The organism is Demequina soli, assembly GCF_000971195.1.
GTDB classification, from domain to species: domain Bacteria; phylum Actinomycetota; class Actinomycetes; order Actinomycetales; family Demequinaceae; genus Demequina; species Demequina soli.
Genome location: NZ_BBLZ01000004.1, coordinates 116,276 through 141,214 on the forward strand (window position 1 = coordinate 116,276; position 24,939 = coordinate 141,214).

Below are 24,939 nucleotides of genomic sequence, written 5' to 3' on the forward strand. Positions count from 1 at the left end.
TGACCCTGCTCCACACGCCGGATGCAGTTCCGGGCATCTACGTCGAGGTTTGCCGCGCGAGTTGCAGCGAGATGGACGATGCGCGGGCTCGGCGTGTGGGGCACGGTCAGGTGGTCGCGGGCGTGGGCACCGGGTCAGCCGCCGGACGATGAGCGGCGCGGGTCGGCCGTGACGCCCAGAGCACCCCGCCGATCACCAGCGCGCCGCCCGCGAGCTCGAGCCACCCCGGCACCTCGCCGAGCGCCAGCCACGCGGTGACGATCCCCACGACCGGGACCAGCATCGAGAACGGCGCGACGCGTCCCGCGGGGTGGCGGGCCATGAGCCACACCCAGATCCCCGAGCCCAGCAGCGTGCCGAGGAGCACCGTGTACGCGAGCCCGAGCCACGCGGGAACGGCCGCGGCGGTGAAGGCGCTGGTCAACGACGCGCCGATCCGCGCGGGCCCCTCGACCGCGAGCGACAGCGCGAGCATGGGCAGCGGCGGCACCACCGACATCCACAGCACCAGGTGCAGCGGCTTCTCGGCGCGGGCCTGGCGCGAGGCGAGGTTGCCGAACGCCCAGCCCAGCGCCCCGAGGATCACCAGGAGGAACGGGCCGAGCGGCGCGCCCCAGCCGTACGCGAGCCCGACCACCGCGAGGCCGGCGGTCGCGACCGCGACGCCCGCGACCGCGCGCGGGGTCAGCCGCTCCCGCAGCAGCACCGCGCCGAGCACCACCGTGAACGGCGCCGAGGCCTGCAGGACCAGCGACGCGAGCCCGGTGGGGAAGCCCGCGGCCATGCCCAGGTAGAGGCCGAGGAACTGCACGGTCCCGAACCCGAGCCCGTAGCCGATCAGCCACCGCAGCGGCACGTCCGGACGCGGTACCAGGAGCATCGTCGGGATCGCGATGATCGCGAAGCGGAGCGCCACCAGGAACAGGGGAGGGAACTGGGTCAGCGACGCGTGGATCGCGAGGAAGTTGAGCCCCCACAGGATCGCGACGGCGACGGCGAGGAGGGTGTGGCGCAGCGGCATGGCGCCAGCGTGCCAGGGCTCGCAATGAAGGACCAGCGCATCCTGGTGAAGCGACGATGTAGGTTGCCTACATGGAAGTGAGGCATCTGGAGCTGCTGCGCGAGCTGAAGGAGCGCGGCACGCTCGGCGCGGTCGCGGCGGCGACCTACCGGACGCCCTCGGCGTTGTCGCAGCAGTTGCGGACCGCTGAGCGCGAGCTGGGCGTCGCGCTCGTCGAGCCCGCCTCACGCGGGCTCAGGCTCACGTGGGCGGGGGAGATCCTCGCGTCTGGCGCCGACGACGTCCTCGCGGCGCTCGCCCGCGTCCAGGGCGCGCTCGACCAGGGCCGCGGGGAGCCGAGCGGCACCGTGCGCATCGGCACCCTCCCGAGCGCGGGCGCCGCGCTCATCCCCGGGCTCATGGCGGGCCTGGCCGGCACGCACCTGCGCATCGAGCTCGAGGACTTCGACCTCGCCGAGGCCGACTATGCGGGCCGCACCCTCGACCACGACCTCGTGATCGCGCACAGCCTCAGCTCCGATGTCCCCACGGGAGCGGAGGGCCTGTTCTCCCGCGTCGTCGCGCGCGAGCCGATCGACGTCGCGGTGCCCGCCGCGCATCGTCTCGCGTCGCGCGCCTCCCTGACGCCCGAGGACGTCACGGAGGAGCGCTGGATCGCGGTGCCGCGCGGCTTCCCGTTCGCGACGGTGCTCGAGTCGGTGGAGGCGGCGACGGGGGCGACGCTCGAGAGGATCGTGGAGATCCGCGACAACCGGCTGGTCGAGTCGCTCGTGGGCCGGGGGCTCGGGATCGGGCTGCTGCCGCGGTTCTCGACGCCGCCGTCCGACGCGTACCGCCTCATCCCGCTCGCCGGCGTCCGAGCGACGCGGGCGATCGTCGCGATCGGCCGTCCCGACCGTGTCGAGCGGCACGCGGTGCGTGCGGTGCTCGACCGGCTCGCGACGGTGGGGGAGTCGCTCGCGTAGGGACGCCACGCGCTCAGTGATGCAGCCCCATGCGCTCGTGCAGCCGGCGCAACGGCCCCGGCGCCCACCAGTTCCAGTCGCCCAGCAGCGTCATGGTCGCGGGGACCAGGAACATGCGCACCACGGTCGCATCGAGCAGCACCGCGAACGCGAGACCGACGCCGACCTCCTTGATCATCAGCAGGTCGCCCAGCGCGAAGCCGAGGAACACGAGCACGACCACCGCGGCGGCGGAGGTGATGATCCGGCCCGAGCGCTGGAGCCCCTTGCGCACCGCGGCGTCGTTGGGCTCGCCGGCGTCGACGTACTCCTTGACGCGGGAGAGCAGGAACACCTCGTAGTCCATCGCGAGCCCGAACCCGAAGGCCGCGATGATGACGGCCACGTACGTCTCGATGCCGCCGGTCGAGGTGAACCCGAGCGTCCCCTCGAGGTGCCCCTCGCCGAAGATCCACGTCACCACGCCGAGCGTCGCGAGGAGCGACAACGAGTTGATGACGAGGGTCTTGAGCGGCACGAGCAGCGACCCGGTCATGAGGAACAGCAGCACCAGGGTCGCCACCACCACGAGCGCTCCGGCGAGCAGCGCTCCCTCGATGATCGCGGCGAGGAAGTCGATCTGGGTCGCGGCGACACCGCCGACCTCGAGCGCGACCGGCTTCGGCAGCGCGCGGATGTCCTTGACCGCCTGCACGGCGGCAGGCCCCGACGGGTCGGGCGCGTCGAGGCGCACGCCGACGAAGGCCTCGCCGTCGAGGGTCTCGGGCGCGTCGATCTTGCGCACCCCCGACACGGCGGCCACCTTCTCCAGGTAGGCGGTCAGCGCGGACGGATCCGCGAGCGTGTGGATGGTGATCGGCGCCTCGCCCAGGTCGGGGAAGCCCACGCGGAACGCCTCGACGAAGTCGCGCCGCTCGTTGCCCGGCGGCAGCGCCTCGATGTCGGAGTTGCGCAGCTGGATCTGCAGCACGGGGCTCGCGAGCACCAGCAGCAGCAGCGTCGCACCCGTCACCACGAGCCACGGCCGCCGCTGACCCCACCCCGCGAGGCGCGAGAAGGCGCCCTCGTCGCGGTCGACGTTGGACGTCGCGGCGATGATCCGGCGCAGGCCCGGCACCCGCGACAGCACGCTGGGCCCGGTGATGCGCGGCGCGAGCAGGTACAGGACCGCCGGCACGATGGTGAGGGCGGCCACCATCGCCGTGAGCACCACGCCCACGGCGGCGCCGCCCATGCCCTTCATGATGACGGGCTTGAACAGCAGCAGCCCGCCCACCGCGATCGTCACGATCAGCGCCGAGAACGTCACGGTCCGCCCGGCGGTCGCCATCGTGGACTCGATCGCGCGGTCGCGCGTCTCGCGTGGGTCCCCGCCGAGCCGGTGCAGCTCCTCCCGGAACCGCGACACGATGAGCAGCCCGTAGTCGATCGACAGGCCGATCCCGAGCACCGTCACCACGTTGACCGCGCTCTGGTCCAGGTCGAGCAGGTACGAGAATCCGTACAGCACCGCGAGGCCGCCCGCGATCGAGGCGATCGCGCCCGTCAGCGGCGTCGCGGCCGCGAGGAAGCCGCCGAACACGAACACCATCACCAGCAGCGCCGCCGGCAGCGCGATCATCTCCCCGGTGCGGAGGTCGTGCTCGAGCTGTCCTGTGAAGTCGTTGAACACCAGGGGGTTCGAGGACGTGTCGACCACGACGTCGGGGTTGCTGGGGCGCATCTGCTCGACGGCCGCGGCGACGATCCGCGCGACCTCCTGGTGGGTCGCGAGAGGGTCCACCGACCCGAAGTCCGCGAAGCTCACCTGGATGAGGAAGCCCGTGCCGTCCTTGTCCACGAGCGCCTTCGCCTGCGCCTGGGCGTCCGTGCCCGAGGACGATGCGCCGGCCGCCGCCGCGTCGAACGCCGGCCCCGGCACCACCCCGAACGGCGACGCGACGGTGACCACCCGGTCGATCCTGGCGATCCGCGCGGCGGCGTCGGCGACGCCCTGCGCAACCGCCGCATCGTCCATCGAGACGTGGCGGACGTACGAGGTGACGGGCGGGCCCTGGTCCGCCGGCGCGGTGCGCAGCTGGGCCTCGTAGACGGCCCACGAGTCGGAGCCCTCGACCAGCGGCGGGCCCGTGGTGACGCGCTGGAAAAGACCGTCGCCGTTCACGCCGACGGTCGCGAGCGCGTAGAGGCCGAGCGTGCCGACCACCGCGAGCACCACCACGAGGCGCGGTGCTCGCGCGATCAGGCGCCCGACCCGGGCGAATCCCCCCATGCGCCCAGGCTAGGCGCGCCCCCCGACAGCCGGAAGGGGTGCCTCCACAGGCTCGACGGCGCGGAGGGTCGGACGGACACGGATCCTACGAACCGCTACATTCGGGACACGGCGGATCCCGCCGGTGATCAAGGGGAGAGGGTCGATGGCGAGCAGCACGCGTACCTGGAGGGCACGGATCGTCGGGGCGGCGCTCGCCCTGGCCGTGACGGGCACGCTCGCGGTTCCGGCCGCGGCCGCGGAGCCCGTCACCTACGTCGACGCCGCGGACTCGGGTCACGCGGCCGCGATCACGTGGATCGGCGCGCAGGGGATCTTCCCCGGCGACCCCGTCGACGGAGGTCGCGCCTTCCATGGCGGCAAGGCGATCACGCGCGCCGCGATGGCGTCGTGGCTGTACCGCTACGCGGGGGAGCCGGCCTTCGACGCGCCCGCCACCGCGACCTTCAGCGACGTCCCGGCCGGGAGCAAGGGCTCCGTCGCGATCGAGTGGGCGGCCTCCCGCGGCATCATCGACGGGTACGCCGACGGCACGTTCCGTCCCTCGCGCGGCACCACCCGCGACGGCCTCGCCTATGCCCTCAAGCGCCTCACGCGCGGCAGCGTCCCCACGGGCTCCGCGGTCTACGCGGACTCCAAGGACGCGCGGCACCCGGGCGCGGTCGAGTGGGCGGCGTCCGAGGGGCTCGCCGACGGCTGGCTCACCTGGCGCGGCCGCGAGTACCGGCCGTCCCTCGCGGTGACCCGCCAGACGCTCGCGCTGTTCCTCTACCGGCTGTCGCACGACGCGGCCCCCATCACCGCGGTCAAGCGCACCGTCGAGGCGCAGCAGAAGGTGTGGATCACCTACTCGCGCGTCAACCTGCGCAAGGAGCCCACGTGGAGCTCCGCCGTCGTGGTGTCGGGCCTCAAGGGCGCCCCCGGCACGTACCTGGGCAACGCGTGGAACGGCTGGAAGCGCGTGAAGATGGGCGGCATCGTCGGCTGGTCGCCCGCGAAATACCTCACCACCACCCAGCCGACCGCGGCCAAGACCAAGGTGGGCATCAAGCTCTCGCAGCTGTACTTCCGGTCCGGGCCGTCGAACGGCTATTCCGTGGTGACCACGGCCGGACGCGGCACGCGCGGCACGTTCACCGGGGTCATCAAGGGCACGTGGTGGCTCGTCGACATCAACGGCAAGCGCGCCTGGACGCCCGCGACGCACCTCAACACGGTCACGACGTACAACCCCGCCGCGATCCTCAAGGTCGCGCACGGCCAGGTGGGCTACCGCTCGCCCAACTGGAACCACAACAAGTACAACGACTGGCTCGGCGAGTACCGCTCGTGGTGCCACGTGTACGTCGCGTGGGTGTTCGACAAGGCGGGCTTCGCGCAGGGCGTGCCCAAGCGCTCGAAGTTCCAGGAGTGGGTGGGCCTGCTGCGCGACGCCGGCGTGCTCGACACGACCCCGCGCGGGAACATGCAGAAGGGTGACGTGGTCCTGGTCGACTGGTACCCCTACGACGGCCCGACGCACACCGGCATCGTCGACCACGTGGACGGCGAGTACGTGTGGCTCGTCGAGGGCAACACCCCCGACGGCTCGGGGGACCCGACCCGCGGCGTCTTCTACCGCAAGCGCGCGATCGTGGACATCTACGCCGTGTTCGACCCCGACGACTACGCGCGCGTCAACGGCTTCTGACCCCGGGGACGATGCGGTGGCCGGGCCTGTCGGTGGCGGCGCCTACGCTGGGCGCATGGATCTGTTCGACGCGGCTCGCACCGACGCGTCCGGCGTGCCCGAGACGCTGGGCAACGCGCCGCTCGCGGTGCGGATGCGCCCGCGGTCGCTCGACGAGGTGGTCGGCCAGCAGCACCTCCTGACCGAGGGCTCGCCCCTGCGCCGGCTGATCGGGGAGGACGCGCCCGCCACCTCCGTGGTGCTGTGGGGTCCGCCCGGCACCGGCAAGACCACGCTCGCGTACCTCGTGGCCGGCAACAGGCGCTTCGTCGAGCTGTCCGCGGTGACGGCGGGCGTCAAGGACGTGCGCGCCGTGGTCGACGACTCGAAGCGCCGCATCGCGACGGGGGAGCGCGAGACCGTGCTCTTCGTCGACGAGATCCACCGCTTCACGCGCTCCCAGCAGGACGCGCTGCTGCCCGCCGTCGAGAACCGCTGGGTGACGCTCATCGGCGCGACCACCGAGAACCCGTCGTTCTCCGTGGTGGGGCCGCTGCTGTCGCGGTCGCTCCTGCTCGTGCTGCAGCCGCTCGCGGCGCCGGACATCACGGCGCTGCTGGCGCGCGCCGTGTCCGACGCGCGGGGGTTGGGCGGCTCGGTGACCCTGGACGATGCGGCGCGCGACCACATCCTGCGCGTCGCCGGGGCGGACGCCCGCAAGGCGCTCACGCTGCTCGAGTCGATCGCGCAGGCCGCCGGGCCGGGCGGGGTGGTGTCCGCGGAGCTCGCGGAGGCGACGATGGACGCCGCGCTCGTCGCCTACGACAAGTCGGGCGACCAGCACTACGACGTCATCAGCGCCTTCATCAAGTCCGTGCGCGGCTCGGACGTCGACGCCGCGCTGCACTACCTGGCGCGCATGGTGGTGGCGGGGGAGGACCCTCGGTTCATCGCGCGCCGGCTCGTTATCCTCGCCGCGGAGGACATCGGCATGGCGGATCCTCAGGGGCTCGTCATCGCACAGGCGGCCGCGGATGCGGTGAGCTTCATCGGAATGCCGGAGGGGCGCATCGTGCTCGCGGAGGCGACCACGTACCTGGCGAGCGCGCCGAAGTCGAACCGGTCGTACCGCGCCATCGACGCCGCGATCGCGGACGTGCGCGCGGGCAAGGCCGGCGTGGTGCCCGAGCACCTGCGCGACGCGCACTACGCGGGAGCTGAACGGTTGGGGCATGGGCAGGCGTACGTGTACGCGCACGACGCCCCGCACGGCGTGGCCGCCCAGGAGTACCTGCCCGAGTCGCTGCGCGGCTCGCGGTACTACGAGCCCACCGAGCACGGCTACGAGCGCACCCTCACCGAACGGCTGCGCACCATCCGGGGGATGCTGGGGCGGCGGGACTGAGCGGTAAGGCGCGGCGGGCGTGTCGCCGCGGCGCGAACCAGCTCGCCAGCGGCCTCACCAGTCCGCGGGCATCGAGTCCTTGCCGTCGAGCCACAGGCGGTCCGACGGGTCCGAGTGGGTGCCGCCCGAGTTCACGTGCTTGTCCGAGATCTGCGGGCCCTTGGTGATGACGTGGACCATCGCCATGGCGTGGCCGCGGCCCAGGCCGTAGTCGTCGCGCAGCCACTCCACGATCGGTGTCGCCTTGGTGTCGGGCCCGAAGCCCTTCTCGGTCGCGAGGTCGAGCAGCTGGCGCGGCGTGAGGCCGGTCTTGGTCTCGACCGCGTCGAGGTACGCCTGGAAGGACATGGGTGCACCGTAGGCAGCCGCCGCGCGGCGGGGCAAGAGGAGTTGAGGACAACTTTGAGCACCAGCACCGGAGACACCCATGGAAGTTGGTGCGGATCCTCAAACTTATCGGGGGAGCGCCGTGGGGCTCTGGGCGGGCGACAATGGTCTACCCATGCGGAGCGAGGATCCTCGAAAAGCGACCAAGGCCTACCCATTTCGGGAGGGCCGGCCGGCGGGCACGCCAGGGGCACGCCGGTCCTACCCCGACCAGCACCCACCTGCTATCCTTGTTCAGCCCTCGCGGACGGTTGGCTGCTGTCGCCGCGAACTCAGCAAATAACGATCATTTCTCCGGTCGCATCCGCGCGCCCGGGGAGCTGTGAAGGAAATCATGACCTCTGTTCAGAAGGCACGTCGCCAGGTTCGCCTGTCGCGCAGCCTCGGCATCGCCCTGACGCCGAAGGCTGTCAAGCACTTCGAGAAGCGCCCGTACCCCCCGGGCGAGCACGGCCGCACCGCCCGCCGCAAGGAGAGCGACTACGCCGTCCGCCTGCGCGAGAAGCAGCGTCTTCGCGCGCAGTACGGTCTCCGCGAGAAGCAGATGACCTCGACCTACGCCGAGGCGAAGAAGGAGTCCGGTCTGACCGGTGAGGCCTTCGTCGAGCTTCTGGAGATGCGTCTCGACGCGCTCGTGCTGCGTGCGGGCTTCGCGCGCACCATCCTTCAGGCGCGTCAGTCGGTCCTGCACCGCCACATCCTCGTGGACGGCAAGATCGTCGACCGCCCGTCGTTCCGTGTGAAGCCGGGCCAGACCATCCAGGTCAAGCCCAAGGCCGTCACCATGGAGCCCTACATGGCTGCCGCCGCCGGCGCGCACCGTGACGTGCTCCCGCAGGTGCCCGAGTACCTCAACGTCACGCTTGAGAAGCTCACCGCGACGCTCGTCCGTCGTCCGAAGCGCGCCGAGGTCCCCGTGACCTGCGACGTGCAGCTGGTCGTCGAGTACTACGCTCGCTAAGGCGCACCCGCGGGGCCCGCAAGGGCTCCGCTAGCAGTGGCCGCGGTGCGCCGCCCTCCGGGGTGGTGCACCGCGGCTTTTTCTGCACGATGCAGTGCGGGCCGGGCGCGTCCAGCGCCGGCCCCCGGACACGAGAAGGACCAAGAACCAAGCATGCAGACCTCTGAGATCGCCACGCGGTGGGTCGACTACTTCGCGAAGAACGACCACCACATCGCGCCGAGCGCCTCGCTCGTGTCGCCCGATCCGTCGCTGCTGTTCACGGTCGCCGGCATGGTGCCGTTCATCCCGTACATCATCGGGACCGACACCTCGCCGCACCCGCGCATCGCCTCCGTCCAGAAGTGCATCCGCACCAAGGACATCGAGGAGGTCGGCAAGACCACCCGCCACGGCACGTTCTTCCAGATGCTGGGCAACTTCTCGTTCGGCGACTACTTCAAGGAAGGCGCCATCAACCTCGCCGCGGAGTTCCTCACGGGACCCGAGAGCGAGGGCAAGATGGGCTTCGACCTCGACCGGTTCTGGGTGACCATCTGGAACGAGGACGACGAGGCCTTCAGCCACCTCACCAACGTCGGCGTCGACCCCGCGCGCATCGTCAAGCTGACGCGCGAGGAGAACTTCTGGGACACGGGCCAGCCGGGTCCCGCCGGCCCGTGCGCCGAGTGGCACTTCGACCGCGGCCCCGAGTTCGGCCCCGAGGCCGTGGGCGGCACCGTGGACCCGGGCGGCGACCGCTACCTCGAGGTGTGGAACCTGGTGTTCGACCAGTTCCTGCGCGGCGAGGGCGCCGGCAAGGACTACCCGCTCATCCGTGAGCTCGACCAGAAGGCCATCGACACCGGCGCCGGTCTCGAGCGCCTCGCGTACCTCAAGCAGGGCGTGTCCAACATGTACGAGATCGACGAGGTGTTCCCGGTCATCGCGAAGGCGCAGGAGCTCTCGGGCCGCACCTACGGCGCGGATGCGACCGACGACGTGCGGATGCGCTACCTCGCGGACCACGTGCGCTCGTCGCTCATGCTCATCAACGACGGCGTCACCCCCGGCAACGAGGGCCGCGGCTACGTGCTGCGCCGCCTCATCCGCCGCTCGGTGCGCGCGATGAAGCTCATGGGCGTCGACGACCGCTCCATGCCGGAGCTGCTGCCGGTCTCGCTCGACGCGATGAAGGCGTCGTACCCCGAGCTCGAGGCCAACCGTGCGCGCATCGAGGCCGTCGCCTATGCCGAGGAGGACGCGTTCCGTCGCACCCTCGCGTCCGGCACCACGATCTTCGACGTCGCCGTGTCCAAGGCCAAGGACGCCGGTTCCACGGCGCTGTCGGGCTCCGACGCGTTCGAGCTGCACGACACGTACGGCTTCCCGATCGACATCACCCTCGAGATGGCGGCCGAGCAGGGCATCCAGGTGGACGAGGCGCGCTTCCGCGACCTCATGAAGGAGCAGAAGGAGCGCGCCCGGGCCGATGCGAAGGCCAAGAAGGGCGGCCACGCGGACGTCGGCGTCTACAACGGCATCAAGGAGGAGCGCGGGCTCACCGAGTTCCGCGCCTACCAGGAGCTCACCACCGCCACCGAGATCACCGCGATCCTCAAGGACGGCGTGACCGTCCCGGTCGCGTCCGAGGGAGAGACCGTCGAGGTCGTCCTCCCGCAGACCCCGTTCTACGCGGAGTCGGGTGGCCAGGAGGCGGACTCCGGCGAGATCCGCTCCGCTCACGGCACCCTGCGCGTCATCGACGTGCAGCGCCCCGTCAAGGGCCTGATCGTCCACACCTGCCAGGTGGTCGAGGGCCAGGTCGCGCAGGGCGACCAGGTCTCCGCCGAGGTCGACCCCGAGTGGCGCCTCGGCGCCCGCCAGGCGCACTCCGGCACGCACCTGCTGCACGCCGCGCTGCGCGAGGTGCTCGGCCCCGACGCGCTCCAGTCCGGCTCGTACAACAAGCCCGGCTACCTGCGCCTCGACTTCTCGTGGCCCTCGGCGCTGTCGCACGAGACCCGCTCGGAGATCGAGGAGGTCACCAACCGTGCCATCCGCGCCGACCTGGGCGTGAGCGCGCAGCACATGACCCTGCCCGAGGCGAAGGCCTGGGGCGCGGTCGCGCTGTTCGGCGAGACCTACGACGAGACGGTGCGCGTCATCGAGATCGGCGGCCCCTGGTCGCGCGAGCTCTGCGGCGGCACGCACGTCGAGCACTCGAGCCAGGTGGGCATGGTCGCCGTGTCGACCGAGTCCTCCGTGGGCTCCGGCTCGCGCCGCATCGAGGCCTTCGTGGGCATCGAGGCGTTCCAGAAGCTCGCGGCCGAGCGGGCGCTCGTGTCCGAGCTCACCACCACGCTCAAGGTGCAGCCGGGCGAGCTCCGCGGCCGCATCGAGAACGTGCTCGAGCGCCTCGCCGACGCGGAGAAGCAGCTCAAGGGCTACCGCCAGCAGGCGATGCAGCACGCCGCCGGCTCCCTCGTGGACGCCGCGGCCGACGTCGCCGGCGTGCGCGTGGTCGCCGTCCAGTCGCACGATGCGGCCGAGGCGGACGACCTCCGCACGCTCGTCACCGACGTGCGCGCCCGCCTGGGCGAGTCCACCCCCGCGGTGGTCGCCGTCGCGGCGGAGATCGGCGGCCGCCCGCAGATCGTGATCGGCACGAATGCCGGGGCGCGCGACGCGGGGCTGAAGGCCGGAGACCTGGTGAAGGTCGCATCGTCCATCCTGGGCGGCGGTGGCGGCGGCAAGCCGGACCTCGCGCAGGGCGGCGGCCAGGACGCCTCCAAGATCGCGGACGCCCTCGCGGCCGTCACCTCGACCGTGGCGGCGCGTGGATAGGGGCGCACGCCTCGGGGTCGACGTCGGCACCGTCCGCATCGGCGTGGCGGCGTCCGACCCCGACGGCCTCATGGCATTCCCCGTCGACACCGTGCAACGCGGCGACGGGGACGTCGAGGCCGTCGCGGCCCTCGCCGAGGAGCGCGCATGCATCCGCGTGTTCGTCGGGCTGCCGCGCAAGCTGTCGGGGAGCGAGGGCAGCAGCGCGGAGGACGCGCGCGCCTTCGCGGCCCGGCTCGCGGAACTGACCTCCGCGGACGTTCGTTTGATCGACGAGCGCTTCTCGACCGCCACCGCATCCCAGGCGATGCGGAGCGCGGGACGTAGTGCCAAGAAGCAGCGACAGGTGATCGACCAGGCGGCCGCCGTCGTGATCCTGGAGAACGCCTTGGACGTTGACAGGAACGGTAACCTCGGGGCAGTGACCATCGAGGTTCCGCGCAAGGGGAATGATGACTGACCTTTTCGAGGCCGAGGCGACCAGCACCACGTCTCTTGACCTGCGCCGCCTCCAGCGGCAGAAGCGACGCGCCGCGCGCCGGCGCATGACGCTGCTCGTCACCGCGGTGGCCGTCGTGCTGCTCGCGATCGGCGGCTCGATCGCGCTGAACTTCATCAAGGGGATCGAGACCAGCGGGTCCTCCACGGCGGCGGACTACGACGGCCCGGGCCAGGGCAACGTCCAGGTCATCATCGAGCCCGGCGCGTCCGGTGCGGACATCGCCGCGACGCTGTACGACGCGGGCGTCATCGCGTCCAAGCAGGCGTTCATCGCCGCCGCGAACGACAACCCCGACTCGACGTCGATCACCGCGGGCTACTACTTCATGCACAAGGAGATGAAGGCGGAGTACGCGGTCGACGCGCTGCTCGACCCGGCCAACCGGGACGTGCGCTCCATCACCATCCCCGAGGGCAAGACGCTCGACTACTACTACGAGAAGATCGCCAACCTCACCGGTAGCAGCAAGGACGACGTGAAGGCGGCCGCGAAGGACACCGAGGCGCTCGGCCTGCCCGCCGAGGCGAACGGCAACCTCGAGGGCTGGCTGTTCCCGTCGACCTACGAGTTCAACCCCGGCGTCACCCCGCAGGAGGTGATGACCAAGATGATCGCGCAGACCGTCAAGGTGCTCGACGACTACGGCGTCGCCCCCGAGGACCGCGAGCGGATCCTCACCGTGGCGTCGCTCGTGGAGCGCGAGGCGAAGCTGGACGAGGACCGTCCCAAGATCGCGTCGGTCATCTACAACCGCCTCGACGCGGACATGAAGCTGGGGCTCGACTCGACCGTGAAGTACCTCTCGCCGTCGGACGGCGTGTGGACCACGGACGAGGAGCGCAACATCGACTCCCCGTATAACACGTACCTGTACAAGGGCCTCCCGCCCGGCCCCATCGCGGGTCCCGGCGAGGCGTCGATCAAGGCGGCCGTCAAGCCGGCCCAGACCGACTTCCTGTTCTTCGTGACCGTCAACCTCGACACGGGCGAGACGCTGTACGCCAAGGACTACCCGACGCACCAGGCGAACGTGGCGAAGCTGCAGGAGTGGTACGCAGCGCACTCCGACTCGTCCGGCAACTGATCCCGTGAGCGGCGTGACCGGCATGCGCCGGGCGGGCGTGCTCGGCCACCCCATCGGGCACTCGCTGTCGCCGGTGCTGCACCGGGCGGCGTACGCCTCTCTTGGTCTCGAGTGGTCGTATGACGCGTACGACGTTCCGTCCGGTTCTCTCGCCTCCTTCCTGGCGGGGATGGACGATGCGTGGGCCGGGTTGTCGTTGACCATGCCGCTCAAGGTCGAGGCGCTGCCGCTCATGGACTTCACCGAGTCCATGGCCAAGCTGGTCGGCGCGATCAACACGGTGCTGGTGCAGTCCGTGGGCGGCGGCCGCCAGCTCGTGGGCGCCAACACGGACGTCTGGGGCATCCAGGCGGCGTTCCGTGAGGCCGGGGTGTCCTCGGCCGGCTCGGGGCTGATCATCGGTGGGGGAGCGACGGCGACCTCCGCGATGGCGGCGCTCGGCGCGCTCGGCGTGACCGCTCCCTACGTGGCCGTGCGGTCGCGCGGGCGTGCGGGCGGGCTGCTGCGCGCCGCCACCAAGATGGGGGTGACGCCGCGGTTCATCGACCTCGCGGACGTCGCGACGCTCGCTCCGTCGCTCGACGTCGCCGTGTCCACCGTGCCGGCGGACGCCGGGGCGACCCTCGCATCGTCCCTGGTCACCGTGCGTGAGGGCGCGGCGCTGCTCGACGCGATCTACGACCCGCTGGTGACGCCGCTCGGGGCCGCGTGGGCCGCGCGGGGCGGGACGCGGATCGGCGGCGAGCGCATGCTGCTGCACCAGGCGGGGGAGCAGGTGCGCCTCATGACCGGTCATGACGCGCCGCTCGACGCGATGGGCGCCGCGCTCGACACGACACTCCGGAGGTAGCCGCTTCAGTTCCTCGATGTTCTGCCGATGGTACTTTCGGCACGAATTTCCATCGAGGGTCATGAGGGGGCGCCGGTGAAGCAGCTGGGAACCATCCTGCTGGAGGGCGGCGCGCTCAGCGAGGAGCAGCTCGTCGAGGCGATCGACGCGCAGCAGGAGCGGGGCCAGTCGCTCGGCCGCACGCTCGTCGAGATGGGGTACATCTCCGAGGGGCAGCTGGTGCGCGCGCTCGCCGCGCAGGTGGGCATGGATTTCATCGAGCTCGCCGACTATCCCGTCGACCGCGCGGCCGTCGCGCTGGTGCCGGGCGCCGTCTGCCGGCGCCACATGGTGCTGCCGGTCGAGGTCGGGGACGGCCTGATCAAGGTCGCGATGTCCAACCCGGGCAACGTGGTCGCGGTCGACGACATCTCCACCATCACGCGCATGCGGGTCATCCCGGTGGTCGCGGCGCACGACGACGTCGCCAACGCGATCGACAGGTACTGCCGCTCCGACGCGGAGATGGAGGACCTGCAGGAGCACATCGAGACCGATGTGGACGTGGCGGACGAGGACCTGTCCTCGGCGGCGGACGACGACGCGCCCATCGTGCGGTTCGTCAACCTGCTCATCACGCAGGCCGTGCAGGACCGCGCGTCCGACATCCACATCGAGCCGGCCGAGCACGACTTCCGGGTGCGGTACCGCATCGACGGCGTGCTCCACGAGATGCAGCGCGGCCCCAAGGCGATCCAGGGCGGCGTGATCTCGCGCCTGAAGATCATGTCGGACATCGACATCGCGGAGCGACGCAAGCCGCAGGACGGCCGCCTGTCCGTCAACCACCAGGGCCGCAAGATCGACCTCCGTGTCGCGACGCTGCCGACGGTGTGGGGCGAGAAGGTCGTCATGCGTATCCTCGACAACTCGACGGCGAGGCTCGCGCTCGAGGACCTGGGCATCCGCGAGCGGAACCAGGCGATCTACTCCGAGGCGTACACCAAGCCCTACGGCATGATCCTGGTCACCGGCCCGACGGGTTCGGGCAAGTCGACCACGCTGTACGCGACGCTCAACCAGATCTCGCGGCCCGAGGTCAACGTCATCACGGTCGAGGACCCTGTCGAGTACCGCATCCCCGGCATCAACCAGGTGCAGGTCAACCCGAAGGCGGGACTGACGTTCGCGGCCGCGCTGCGGTCCATCCTGCGTGCCGACCCGGACGTGGTGCTCGTCGGCGAGGTCCGTGACGGCGAGACCGCGCAGATCGCGATCGAGGCGGCGCTCACCGGTCACCTGGTGCTGTCGACGCTGCACACCAACGACGCGCCGTCCGCGATGACGCGACTCATCGAGATGGACATCGAGCCGTTCCTCGTGGGGTCCGCGATCGACTGCGTGGTCGCCCAGCGACTCGCGCGCCGGCTGTGCGACCACTGCTGCGTGGAGCAGACCGTGAACGCCTCCGATCTGCCGCCGGCGATCAAGTGGGGGAGCGGCGCCGTGCCGACCATCATGCGGCCCGAGGGCTGCCAGCGGTGCTCCAACACGGGCTACCGCGGGCGCGTGGCGCTGCACGAGATCATGCCGATCAACGAGGAGATCGAGCGGCTGACGGTGGCGCGAGCTTCCTCGGCGGAGATCGGCCACGCGGCCGTGGACGCGGGCATGGAGACGCTCATCCAGGATGGGTGGGCGAAGGTGCTCGAGGGAACCACGTCCCTTGAAGAGCTTCTCCGAGTTGTGAAATAAGCCACATCTCTACAGACACGCCACGTATCTACCGATATTTCTATGCGAAGGACCCGCTAGATTGCGGTTCCAGTTGAGGGAGGACAAGTGAACGAGTTCACTCCGGGCGCAGAGCCCTGGCGGCCGACGCCGCCGCCCGCGGCTCCGGTCGCCGGCGCTGAGGGTGCTGGTTCCGTGGCTCCTTCCACGCCTGGTGCCGGGGTTCCTTCGACGCCGGCCGCAGGCGTTCCCGCGGCCGCTCAGACGGTGCCGTCCCTCTCGCCTCAGGGTCCTCCCGCGGCGCCCATCCTCCCGACTGGTCCGTCGCTGCACAGCGAGCCTCACAGCTCGGCCGTGCGCCGCGCATCGTTCCTCGACGAGCGTCGGCCGCTGGCGGCGCAGGCTTCGGGTGCTCCTGGCCCGGCCCCCGCGCCTGTCTCCGCGCCGGCTCCCGTCGGAGCGCCGGTGGCGTCCGGTGCACCGACCACGACGCAGACGCTCGACGCCGCCGCGGCCTTTGCGGCCGCTGCGCAGGAGCACCTAGGTGCCGGCGCCTCGTTCATGCCGGCGCCCGAGAAGGAGCCCGAGGCACCGAAGAAGCCCGAACCGCCGCAGGCGAAGCCAGCCGCACAGGTGACGCCGGGGCGCAACCGCATCGGCGCGAACAACGAGCGCCAGGATGGCGACCTCGACATCAACAATGCGCTGCGCGCGATGTTGAAGACCGGCGCTTCCGACCTTCACCTGACCACTGGCGTGCCGCCGATGGTTCGCCTCGATGGTGGCCTCACCCCGCTCGAGGGGTTCGCGCAGCTCAACCCGGAGAGCCTTCACCGCTCGCTGTTCGGCATCCTGACCCAGGCCCAGCGCGAGCAGTTCGAGGAGGAGCTCGAGCTCGACTTCTCGTACTCGGTGGTCGGCGAGGCGCGCTTCCGCGTCAACCTGTACCGCCAGCGCGACTCGCTTGGTGCGGCGTTCCGTGTCATTCCTTACGAGATCAAGCCGCTCGAGGCGCTCGGCATCCCCGAGGTCGTGGGCAAGTTCGCCCAGCTGCCGCGTGGTCTGGTGTTGGTGACTGGGCCGACCGGATCGGGCAAGTCGACGACGCTTGCGTCGCTCGTCGACCTCGCGAACCGCTCGCGCAGCGCGCACATCATGACCGTCGAGGACCCGATCGAGTTCCTCCACCGTCACAAGCGCTCGATCGTGAACCAGCGCGAGGTGGGCGCGGACACGCGGTCCTTCGCCAAGGCGCTCAAGCACGTGCTACGTCAGGACCCGGACATCATCCTTATCGGTGAGATGCGTGACATCGAGACGATCTCCGTCGCGCTCACCGCCGCGGAAACCGGACACCTCGTGTTCGCGACGCTGCACACGCAGTCCGCGCCGCAGACGATGGACCGCATCATCGACGTGTTCCCGCCCGAGCAGCAGGGTCAGGTCCGCTCGCAGCTCGCCGCAGCGATCCAGGGCGTGATGTGCCAGACCCTGCTGAAGCGTGCGGACGGACCCGGCCGGGCGGTCGCGGTCGAGGTCATGGTCGCGACCCCGGGTATCCGCAACCTCATCCGTGAGGGCAAGACCCACCAGATCTTCACGTCGATGCAGGGCGGCGCGTCGCAGGGTATGCAGACCATGGACTACCACCTGGCTGAGCTGGTCAAGTCCGGCAAGGTCACCTACGAGAACGCCGTCGAGATGGCGCAGTCCTTCGAAGAGTTCAACCGCCTCTGCGGTCGGCACGGCCGGTAGCGGGGGAGGGCATCATGGCAGCTGCCGCCGCAACCGCGGTCAAGAAGTTCGCGTACGAGGCGCGGGACGGTTCGGGCAAGGTGCGCAAGGACACGATGGAGGCGCCGAACTCGCAGGCGGTCGCGGCTCGCCTTCGCGAGCGTGGGTTCACGGTGCTTCAGGTCGAGGAGGCCGGTGGCACCGGCCTCAATATGGAGCTCACGATCCCCGGCCTCGGGGAGAAGATCGGTCTCAAGGACATCGCCATCATGTCGCGTCAGCTCGCGACGATGATCGGCGCAGGTCTCTCGTTGATTCGCGCGATGACGATCCTCACGGAGCAGACCGAGAACAAGGCGTTGCAAAAAGTGTTGTCGGAGGTCCGCACCGATGTCGAGACAGGTAAGGCGTTCTCGGTGGCGCTTGCGCGACACCCGCAGGTGTTCCCTCCTCTCATGATCAACATGGTGAAGGCCGGCGAGATCGGCGGATTCCTCGACCAAGTGCTCGTCTCGATCGCCGAGAACTTCGAGACCGAGGTGGCGCTCCGCGGAAAGATCAAGTCCGCAATGACGTATCCGGTTGTGGTTTTCTTCATCGCGGTGCTCGCCGTGACGGCGATGCTCCTCTTCATCGTTCCCGTGTTCGCAGACATGTTCAAGAATCTCGGTGGCGAGTTGCCGCTGCCGACGCAGATCTTGGTGTCACTTTCCGCAATCCTCAAGGTTGGCGCCGTGCCCTTCGCGATCGCAATCTTCGTTGGCGCAGTGTGGTGGAAGAAGAACAAGAACCGGCTTGAGGTGCGCAATAGGGTCGAACCGGTCTACCTCAAGCTTCCGGTATTTGGTGGGTTGATCCAGAAGATTGCGGTGTCGCGTTTCACACGCAACTTTGGCGCGATGGTGCGATCTGGTGTTCCGATTCTCCAGGCGCTCGACATCGTCGGACAGGCGTCGGGCAATATCGTGATCGAGCGCGCGACTAAGGACGTGCAGGACTCAGTGCGCCGTGGTGAGTCTCTCGCGGGCCCGCTCGCAAAGCACACCGTATTCCCGCCGATGGTCGTCCAGATGATCGCCGTGGGTGAGGACACGGGCGCACTGGACACGATGCTGGACAAGATCGCCGACTTCTACGACCAGGAGGTCGAGTCGACGACTGAGCAGCTCACGAGCCTCATCGAGCCCCTGATGATCGCCTTCCTCGGCACGATCATCGGTGGCATGGTCATCGCACTTTATATGCCGATCTTCAAGGTCTTCGACCTGATCGGCTCGTGACAGAGTCTTCCGTTCGGCTAGCCGAACGGCAGGTGAGCGGGGTCTGAGGGCCTCACTCATTTCAACCAATAGAGAAGACAGTGAAAGGCAGGAGCGAAATGATCGCTCGCATTCAGCAGGCCATGGCCAAGAAGGACGACAAGGGCTTCACCCTCGTCGAGCTTCTTGTCGTCATCATCATCATCGGCATCCTTGCCGCGATTGCCATCCCCCTTTACCTCAACCAGCAGAACAAGGCGAAGGACTCGGCGGCCGAGGCAGACCTCAACACGCTTCGCACCGCCGTGGTCTCTGCGATGACGGAAAACCCGCAGGCGACGGCCGTGACCGTTACCGGTTCCGGCCAGGTCGTGACGATCAAGGTCACCGCGACGCCGGCCGTTGCGGACACCACGGTGAACCTTTCGCCTGGCAATGTCCTCGGCACCACCAACACCGTGAGCATTCCCAACGCGACGGTAACGCTGTCCGTCAAGTCGCCCACCGGCACCACGTTCTCGATGGACGAGACTGGCAAGGTCACCACGACTCCGTCGGCGTAGCTCTCGGATTTCGAGTTCGCGACCAGCTGACGTGGACGGGGTCCCGTGTTCGTCACGGGGCCCCGTCTGCTCGGCCAATTGTTGGTACGAAGGGGGTGCGTTTTGAGCAAGCGCGACAACGATCGGGGCTTCAGCCTCACCGAGGTTATGGTCGCCATGGTTATCCTCCTGATCGTGATGACCGCCATGATCAGTGCGCTCATTCTTGCCCTTACGAAGACTTCGGCCGCAGCCACAAGGGCGACCGCCGCAGAGGCGGTGCAGGCTCGTATTGAGGACGCGCGATCCAACGCCGCCTCGGGCTCGTGCACCGTAATGCAGGGCGTGGTTACTAAGACCACGGTCGTGTACGACGGCCGCAAGGTGCCGATCACCATTAAGGGCGCGGTAGCGCAGCCGAACGGCGATTCGTGCAAGGTTGCGGCGGCAGGCGATGATGGCGATCCCGCTCAAATTCTTCGCGTGACCGTCACCGCGACCACGACAGTGGCTGGCCTAAACAATCCCCTCGCGCAGACGACCACCGACCTATTCATGAAGTACGAGGCCCCGTGATGAACCGCCTTCGCGACGACGATGATGGCTTTACTCTCGCAGAGCTGATCGCATACATGGTGGTACTCGGGATCCTCATGACGATGGCATCGATGATCTTCCTACAGATCATCGAGAATGAGCGTTACGTGCGCGCGACGGCGCAGGCCAACAACACCGCTCAGATTCTCTACAAGGCCGCCGAGTACGACTTGCGCAACGCGAAGACCGCGCGCGTGCTCTGGGACGGCCAGCTTCTTCTTCTCTCGACGCGACAGGCGTCTACGGCGGCGGACGACAACGGTGTCTGCGTTGCCTACTTCTTCGACACCGCGAAGCAGGAGGTGCGCCGCAGCAGCAGCCTGGCGTCCACCAACACGATGGCTGCGCGCGATGCCGCGTCGCTTACGGCTCTTCGGTCTCTCACCGCGAACTGGACCATCTACGGCGACGATACGGCCCCGATCATCTCTGGATCGACCGGTCTTCCAGTGTTCTCGCCGGCCAATGTGGTCGTGACATCGCCCGGCTCGGTGACCGTGTCGCTCCGCTTCGAGACTTTCAAAAACCGCAAGCCCGTCGAGTTCGCGAAGACCATCGCGCTCCGGCCTCAGCCCGATCTCACGAAGATCTGCTTCTAGGAAGGCATGACCATGGCACGCACGCGACTGCAGAGCCGCCACGACGACGCCGGCGTGGCGCTCGTTATGGTGCTCGGAATCGTATCGGTCAGCGTCATTCTGCTCACGACGTTGGCGCTGACGACCATCTTCACGCTGAAGACGACGGCCCGGACCAAGGCAGAGATGGCGGTTCTCGCCTCCGCCGATGCGGGCATCGACTTCGTGTTCGGCCAACTCGACGGTAAGACGTTCGCACAGCTGTCGACGGTGTGCTCGCCTGCCTACAACTACCTGGTCAACAATGACACGGTTACGGTGAAGACGCTTTACACCCTCGACGATGGCACGAAGACGAACTGCCCCAGCGCGACCGACATCGTGACGGTCCTCCGTGTGACTTCCACCGCAGTTTCCGGCAACAAGACGCTTGACGGTCCGCTCAAGCGCACGGTGGTGGCTACTTTCGCCACCACCCCGCCGTCGGCAACGCTTGACAAGGCGATCTTCTCCGACGCCTCGCTCGACCTGATCAACAACACGCAGGTCGTCGAGAGCGCGCCCGGCGTTCTCGACGCGAACGTGTACTCCAACGGTCAGATCACGATCCGCACTCAGGTGAACGTCGACGGCCAGATCTACTCGGCGACCGGCGACGTGACGGTCGACAACAAGTCTTTGCTGAAGGGCACGTTGTGGGCGGCGGGTCGTGTCACGCTCGCGACCCAGGCAACTGTGCAGGGCGATGTCTACTCGGCAAGCCCGCTCGTCAGCACGTCGACGCCCGCCGTGAGCTTGGACTCGTCCAACACGATTGTGACGGGCGACGTGCTGGCGAACGGCACGATTGTCTCGCAGGGCCGCACGGGTAACTCGGGCGGCATTCTGGGGATTGCGTTCTCCCGTGTCGGGCAGGTTCTGCTCCAGAACGATGCAACCGTGGGAGGCAGCATCTACGCCGGTGGCAACATCACGCTTGCGAAGTCGACGGTCGGCGGCGATGTGATCTCGACCGGCGGAGACGTCGTCGCAAGCGGGACGCCGAACTTGGTTGCTGGCAAGGTCGTGGCCAAGGGCGCGGTGCCGGCAACCAGCTACTTCTCTACTCCGAAGCCCACCAGCCTCACCGGAAACACGGCCTCAGATTTCCCCACGGGAACCGCGATCAATCCTTCCACCACGCAGTTCCAGGCTGGTGTCGGTTATCCCTACCTCATTGTTGCCCCGAAGCGTGAAAGTCTCCCGAAGGACGGCATGGCGCTCGCCGACATCAAGGCATGGCCCGGCTGGACGCTTGACCCGTCCACGTCGTGCGACAGCAGCGATCCGATGAACTTCATCCGGGACAACCCGAATGGCATCACGGGTCCGCGGATGATCGTGTTCACCTGCGCCTCGGGGAAGCCGGTCAATATCGATGGCACTGGAAATAAGACGATTACTCTTTCAAACGATCTTGCGCTCGTATCAACTACGGGTTTCTATCAGACGAACAATGTGACCTACACGGGTACCAACGCTACTGATCCGTGGACGCTCTTCTGGCTTGTGCCGTCCGACTCGCTCGGCGTGGATTGGAAGCCGGCAGCGGTCTCGGGGCAGTACTACCCGGTGTGCACGACGACGCCGACCGACTCGAAGAACCTGTATTGGGACCAGATGAAGGTCACCAAGCTCGTGTGGTTCTCCTACACGCCGTGCACCGTCGAGTTCAAGAACGGCAACAACCTGACCGGTAATACGGACCCTATGACTGGCCAGATCTACGCGGGCGCGTTCAAGGCCGGCGCTGCGACGAAGATCCAGATGACGAAGGTCGCGATCCCGTCGCTCGGTGGAGACCCGCTCCCGACCGATCCTGCGGCCGTGCGTTTGACCTCCCGATTCGACCTGCGCGACTGAGATCCGCTCGATGACAACGATCTTCATCGTCGGCGCCGTGCTTGCCGGGCTCGCGCTGGGCTCCTTCGCGAACGTGCTGATCTACCGGGTGCCTCAGGGGCTCTCGATCGTCCGCCCACCCAGCGCATGCCCACGCTGTGGTCACGAGATTCGAGCACGCCACAACGTGCCAGTTCTCGGTTGGATCTGGCTGAAGGGACGATGCGCGGACTGCTCGGCGCCGATCAGCCCGCGATATCCGTTGGTTGAGTTCGCCATGGGGGCGACGTTCGGCATCGTGACCTGGCTCACCGGCCCGGGAGCCAACACCGTCGTACTGCTCACGCTGGTCTTCTACGGTCTGGTGCTCGCGGCGATCGACCTGGAAACCCGACGGCTCCCGAATCCACTGACGGCGGCCTTCGCGATCACGTTGGCTGTTGTCGTCCTCGCTACGGCCGTCGCGACAGGGGACTGGTCGGACGCGCTTCGCTCAGTCATCGGTGCGGTGGCGTTGGGTCTGCTTTACGGGATCGCCTTTGTCGCGTATCCGAAGGGCATGGGTTTCGGCGACGTCAAGCTCGCGCCGTCGCTTGGCGCGGTGCTCGGCTTCCTCGGGTGGCCCCAGCTGATCGTCGGGGCCTTTGCCGCATTCATCTGGGGAGCGGTGGCGGGAGTCATCGCGATGCGCCGCGCACGGAAGTCGCGAGGCGTAGCGATTCCCTTCGGCCCATGGATGGTGGTGGGTGCTCTGACCGGGGTGGTCGTGGGCGTACCCGTGGCCACGTGGTACCTCGATGTGGTGCTGGTGCAGTAGCACTTGAGCAGCTTCGGCCATCGGCCGATAAGGAATGAAGTAGTAGAGGAGGGAACGCTGTGGGTACAAGAACTGTCGCGATCGACATCGGTGCTTCGGCAGTCCGTGTTGCCGAGATCGAGCTTGGCAACGGGGCAGATCCGCGCGATGGCGCGACGTTGCACGCGTTTGGCGAGGCGGCCGTGCCCGCTGGCGTCATGCGAGACGACGAGATCCTCGAGCCGGCGACTCTGAGCGCCGTCGTCAAGGAGGCCTGGGCCGCCGCGAAGCCGTCAACCAAGCACGTGACTTTGGGCTTGGGCCTCCCTTCGGTCGTGGTCCGCGAGGTCGACATCCCGGCGCAGCCGATGGACAAGGTGCGCGAATCGCTCGCCTTCCACGTCCAGGATCAGCTGCCCATGGCTGCCGACGAGGCCATCCTCGACTTCTATCCCACTCAGGAGATCGAGGCACAGGGTGGTGCCACGCTTCGGGGCCTGCTGGTCGCTGCGCCCAGGTCGGTGGTGCGCGACATCGTCGAGGTCATCGACCGGGCAGGACTGTCTGTCGCGTGCGTCGATCTGTCGGCCTTCGGCATCTGGCGGGCGGGGTGCCGGGACAACTTCACGAGCGCGAATGTCGCCTTCGTCAACGTCGGCGCCTCGACCACCACGGTGGTCGTGTCGCACGCGGGTGCGCCGCGCATCGTCCGTGCTCTCTCCCAGGGAAGCCACGATGCGAATCGCGCTCTCGAGTCCGCTCTGCGGGGTACCCCGGTCAACGCCGAGGCGCTCAAGCGTGAGGTCGGCATGGATCTCAACGTCGGCGCGGACAAGCGCGGACTCGCGGAGGCTTCCGCGCATGCGATCTCGCCGATGATCGAGGCGGTACGCAACACGCTCGTGTACTTCGCCAGCAGCAATCCCGGAGGTGCGCTGCAGCAGGTGGTGCTTACCGGCGGTGGCAGCCAGATGCGCGGATTGGGCCAGGCGCTGGCGAGTGCGACGCGCCTGCCGGTCATGATCGGGGATCCGCTCTCGGGTCTTCGGATCGGGAAGAAGGTGCAGCTCGGCGGCGCCGAGACGCGGACCGCGGAGCTCGCGACGGTGATCGGGCTCGCGATGAGGAGTGCAAAGTGAATGCGGTTGCGGAAAGGTACGGAGCGTCCACGCTCGCGGGTGTCAACCTCATCCCTCGGGAGATCGCCGCACGTAGGACGATGCGCGCGGTTCAGTTCGGCGCGGTCGTGGCGATCCTGATCGCCATCGCCGGCGTTGGCCTGCTGTTCGCCGGCGCCGCATTCGCGAAGATGTCCGCCTCCGACGAGCGCGACACCGCTGCCCAGGACGAGAGTGCTGCCGTCGCCGCACGCGACGCGAAGGCGGGTGTGTTCACCGACGTCCAGGTGCGCGAGCAGGAGGAGTACACGCTTGCACAGATCGGCTACTCCGAGATCGCGTACTCGCAGTTGACGGCGTCTGTGCAGGCCGTGTTCGACGCGGACACGGGCCTCGATGGGTTCACGATCCAGGGTCCCAGTGCCTCCGGGACGGTCGCGGGCTCCGGGGATACGAGCATCTATCCCAATGGCGTGGGAACCATCCAGATCACCGCTCGCGCGACCACCCAGCAGAAGGCGACGGAGCTCATCGCCAAGCTCGAGGCCGTGCCCGGACTCGCGGCCGTGCGCGGCACCAGCGAGGCCTTCGCGGTCGATGGCGCGGACACGTATTACGGCGTTTCGGTCACCGGTGTGATCACGGCGAACCTGTTCACCGGTCGCCTGATGCCGACGGATGGGATCTCGCAGGCAAACGAGCTGATGATGTCCTCAGTCGAGCCCAGCCCTGAGCCGAGCGCGTCTGCCTCGGCCACGACCCAGTCTCAGGAGGGCTGA

At 68.6% G+C, this 24,939-nt stretch carries 21 protein-coding genes; 18 read left to right on the plus strand and 3 right to left on the minus strand.

Annotation, left to right across the window (positions count from 1 at the left end):
* Window positions 1–106: 106 nt before the first annotated feature.
* Window positions 107–1,021: an EamA family transporter gene (locus tag AOM04_RS09630; RefSeq protein ID WP_062464571.1), complete on the minus strand. Its 915-nt coding sequence runs from the start codon at window positions 1,019–1,021 to the stop codon at window positions 107–109.
* Between the two features lie 71 nt (window positions 1,022–1,092).
* On the opposite strand from AOM04_RS09630, the gene AOM04_RS09635 reads away from it, so the two are divergent.
* Entirely contained in the window at window positions 1,093–1,986 is an 894-nt protein-coding gene (locus AOM04_RS09635; protein ID WP_062464572.1) for a LysR family transcriptional regulator, read from the plus strand.
* Between the two features lie 13 nt (window positions 1,987–1,999).
* On the opposite strand, the gene AOM04_RS09640 is transcribed toward AOM04_RS09635, so the two are convergent.
* Window positions 2,000–4,258 carry an MMPL family transporter gene (locus AOM04_RS09640; RefSeq protein WP_062464573.1) on the minus strand — a complete coding sequence of 753 codons (2,259 nt, stop codon included), beginning with the start codon at window positions 4,256–4,258 and terminating at the stop codon, window positions 2,000–2,002.
* A gap of 145 nt (window positions 4,259–4,403) precedes the next feature.
* Between AOM04_RS09640 and AOM04_RS09645 the strand changes: the two genes are divergently transcribed.
* Entirely contained in the window at window positions 4,404–5,948 is a 1,545-nt protein-coding gene (locus AOM04_RS09645) for an S-layer homology domain-containing protein (RefSeq protein WP_062464574.1), read from the plus strand.
* A gap of 55 nt (window positions 5,949–6,003) precedes the next feature.
* Window positions 6,004–7,332: a replication-associated recombination protein A gene (locus AOM04_RS09650; RefSeq protein WP_062464575.1), complete on the plus strand. Its 1,329-nt coding sequence runs from the start codon at window positions 6,004–6,006 to the stop codon at window positions 7,330–7,332.
* A 54-nt stretch (window positions 7,333–7,386) separates the two neighbouring features.
* Here AOM04_RS09650 and AOM04_RS09655 read toward each other — a convergent pair whose 3' ends face one another.
* Window positions 7,387–7,680, minus strand: coding sequence for a DUF4287 domain-containing protein (locus AOM04_RS09655; protein WP_062464576.1), 294 nt, complete (start codon window positions 7,678–7,680; stop codon window positions 7,387–7,389).
* A 373-nt stretch (window positions 7,681–8,053) separates the two neighbouring features.
* Between AOM04_RS09655 and rpsD the strand changes: the two genes are divergently transcribed.
* The 15 genes from rpsD to AOM04_RS09730 all read left to right on the plus strand — a co-directional run bounded on the left by rpsD (window position 8,054) and on the right by AOM04_RS09730 (window position 24,939).
* Entirely contained in the window at window positions 8,054–8,680 is a 627-nt protein-coding gene (rpsD, locus tag AOM04_RS09660; RefSeq protein ID WP_062464577.1) for a 30S ribosomal protein S4, read from the plus strand.
* Between the two features lie 153 nt (window positions 8,681–8,833).
* Window positions 8,834–11,506, plus strand: a complete 2,673-nt coding sequence (gene alaS / locus AOM04_RS09665) for an alanine--tRNA ligase (RefSeq protein WP_062464578.1) — start codon at window positions 8,834–8,836, stop codon at window positions 11,504–11,506.
* A gap of 43 nt (window positions 11,507–11,549) precedes the next feature.
* Complete coding sequence (gene ruvX, locus AOM04_RS09670; protein WP_439645069.1) at window positions 11,550–11,966, plus strand: Holliday junction resolvase RuvX; 417 nt, start codon at window positions 11,550–11,552, stop codon at window positions 11,964–11,966.
* Window positions 11,959–13,092, plus strand: a complete 1,134-nt coding sequence (mltG, locus tag AOM04_RS09675) for an endolytic transglycosylase MltG (protein WP_062464580.1) — start codon at window positions 11,959–11,961, stop codon at window positions 13,090–13,092. The genes ruvX and mltG overlap by 8 nt, the downstream gene beginning before the upstream one ends.
* A gap of 4 nt (window positions 13,093–13,096) precedes the next feature.
* Window positions 13,097–13,942, plus strand: coding sequence for a shikimate dehydrogenase (locus AOM04_RS09680; RefSeq protein WP_228373679.1), 846 nt, complete (start codon window positions 13,097–13,099; stop codon window positions 13,940–13,942).
* 75 nt (window positions 13,943–14,017) lie between these two features.
* Window positions 14,018–15,676, plus strand: a complete 1,659-nt coding sequence (locus tag AOM04_RS09685; RefSeq protein WP_062464581.1) for a GspE/PulE family protein — start codon at window positions 14,018–14,020, stop codon at window positions 15,674–15,676.
* 333 nt (window positions 15,677–16,009) lie between these two features.
* Complete coding sequence (locus AOM04_RS09690) at window positions 16,010–17,410, plus strand: type IV pilus twitching motility protein PilT (protein ID WP_228373680.1); 1,401 nt, start codon at window positions 16,010–16,012, stop codon at window positions 17,408–17,410.
* A 14-nt stretch (window positions 17,411–17,424) separates the two neighbouring features.
* Window positions 17,425–18,669 (plus strand): type II secretion system F family protein, encoded by a 1,245-nt coding sequence (locus AOM04_RS09695; RefSeq protein ID WP_062464583.1) that lies wholly within the window; start codon window positions 17,425–17,427, stop codon window positions 18,667–18,669.
* Between the two features lie 98 nt (window positions 18,670–18,767).
* Window positions 18,768–19,211 carry a prepilin-type N-terminal cleavage/methylation domain-containing protein gene (locus AOM04_RS09700; protein ID WP_062464584.1) on the plus strand — a complete coding sequence of 148 codons (444 nt, stop codon included), beginning with the start codon at window positions 18,768–18,770 and terminating at the stop codon, window positions 19,209–19,211.
* A 102-nt stretch (window positions 19,212–19,313) separates the two neighbouring features.
* On the plus strand, window positions 19,314–19,766 hold the full coding sequence (locus tag AOM04_RS09705; RefSeq protein ID WP_169816435.1) for a type IV pilus modification PilV family protein: 453 nt from the start codon (window positions 19,314–19,316) through the stop codon (window positions 19,764–19,766).
* Window positions 19,766–20,386 (plus strand): pilus assembly FimT family protein, encoded by a 621-nt coding sequence (locus AOM04_RS09710; protein ID WP_062464586.1) that lies wholly within the window; start codon window positions 19,766–19,768, stop codon window positions 20,384–20,386. Before AOM04_RS09705 ends, AOM04_RS09710 begins: the two co-directional genes overlap by 1 nt.
* Window positions 20,387–20,392: 6 nt before the next feature.
* Window positions 20,393–22,267 (plus strand): polymer-forming cytoskeletal protein, encoded by a 1,875-nt coding sequence (locus tag AOM04_RS09715; RefSeq protein ID WP_062464587.1) that lies wholly within the window; start codon window positions 20,393–20,395, stop codon window positions 22,265–22,267.
* Window positions 22,268–22,277: 10 nt separating this feature from the next.
* On the plus strand, window positions 22,278–23,063 hold the full coding sequence (locus AOM04_RS09720) for a prepilin peptidase (protein WP_082104562.1): 786 nt from the start codon (window positions 22,278–22,280) through the stop codon (window positions 23,061–23,063).
* A 59-nt stretch (window positions 23,064–23,122) separates the two neighbouring features.
* A complete protein-coding gene (gene pilM, locus AOM04_RS09725; RefSeq protein WP_062464589.1) occupies window positions 23,123–24,181 on the plus strand; it encodes a type IV pilus assembly protein PilM in 1,059 nt (352 codons plus the stop codon).
* Window positions 24,178–24,939, plus strand: a complete 762-nt coding sequence (locus AOM04_RS09730) for a hypothetical protein (RefSeq protein WP_062464590.1) — start codon at window positions 24,178–24,180, stop codon at window positions 24,937–24,939. The genes pilM and AOM04_RS09730 overlap by 4 nt, the downstream gene beginning before the upstream one ends.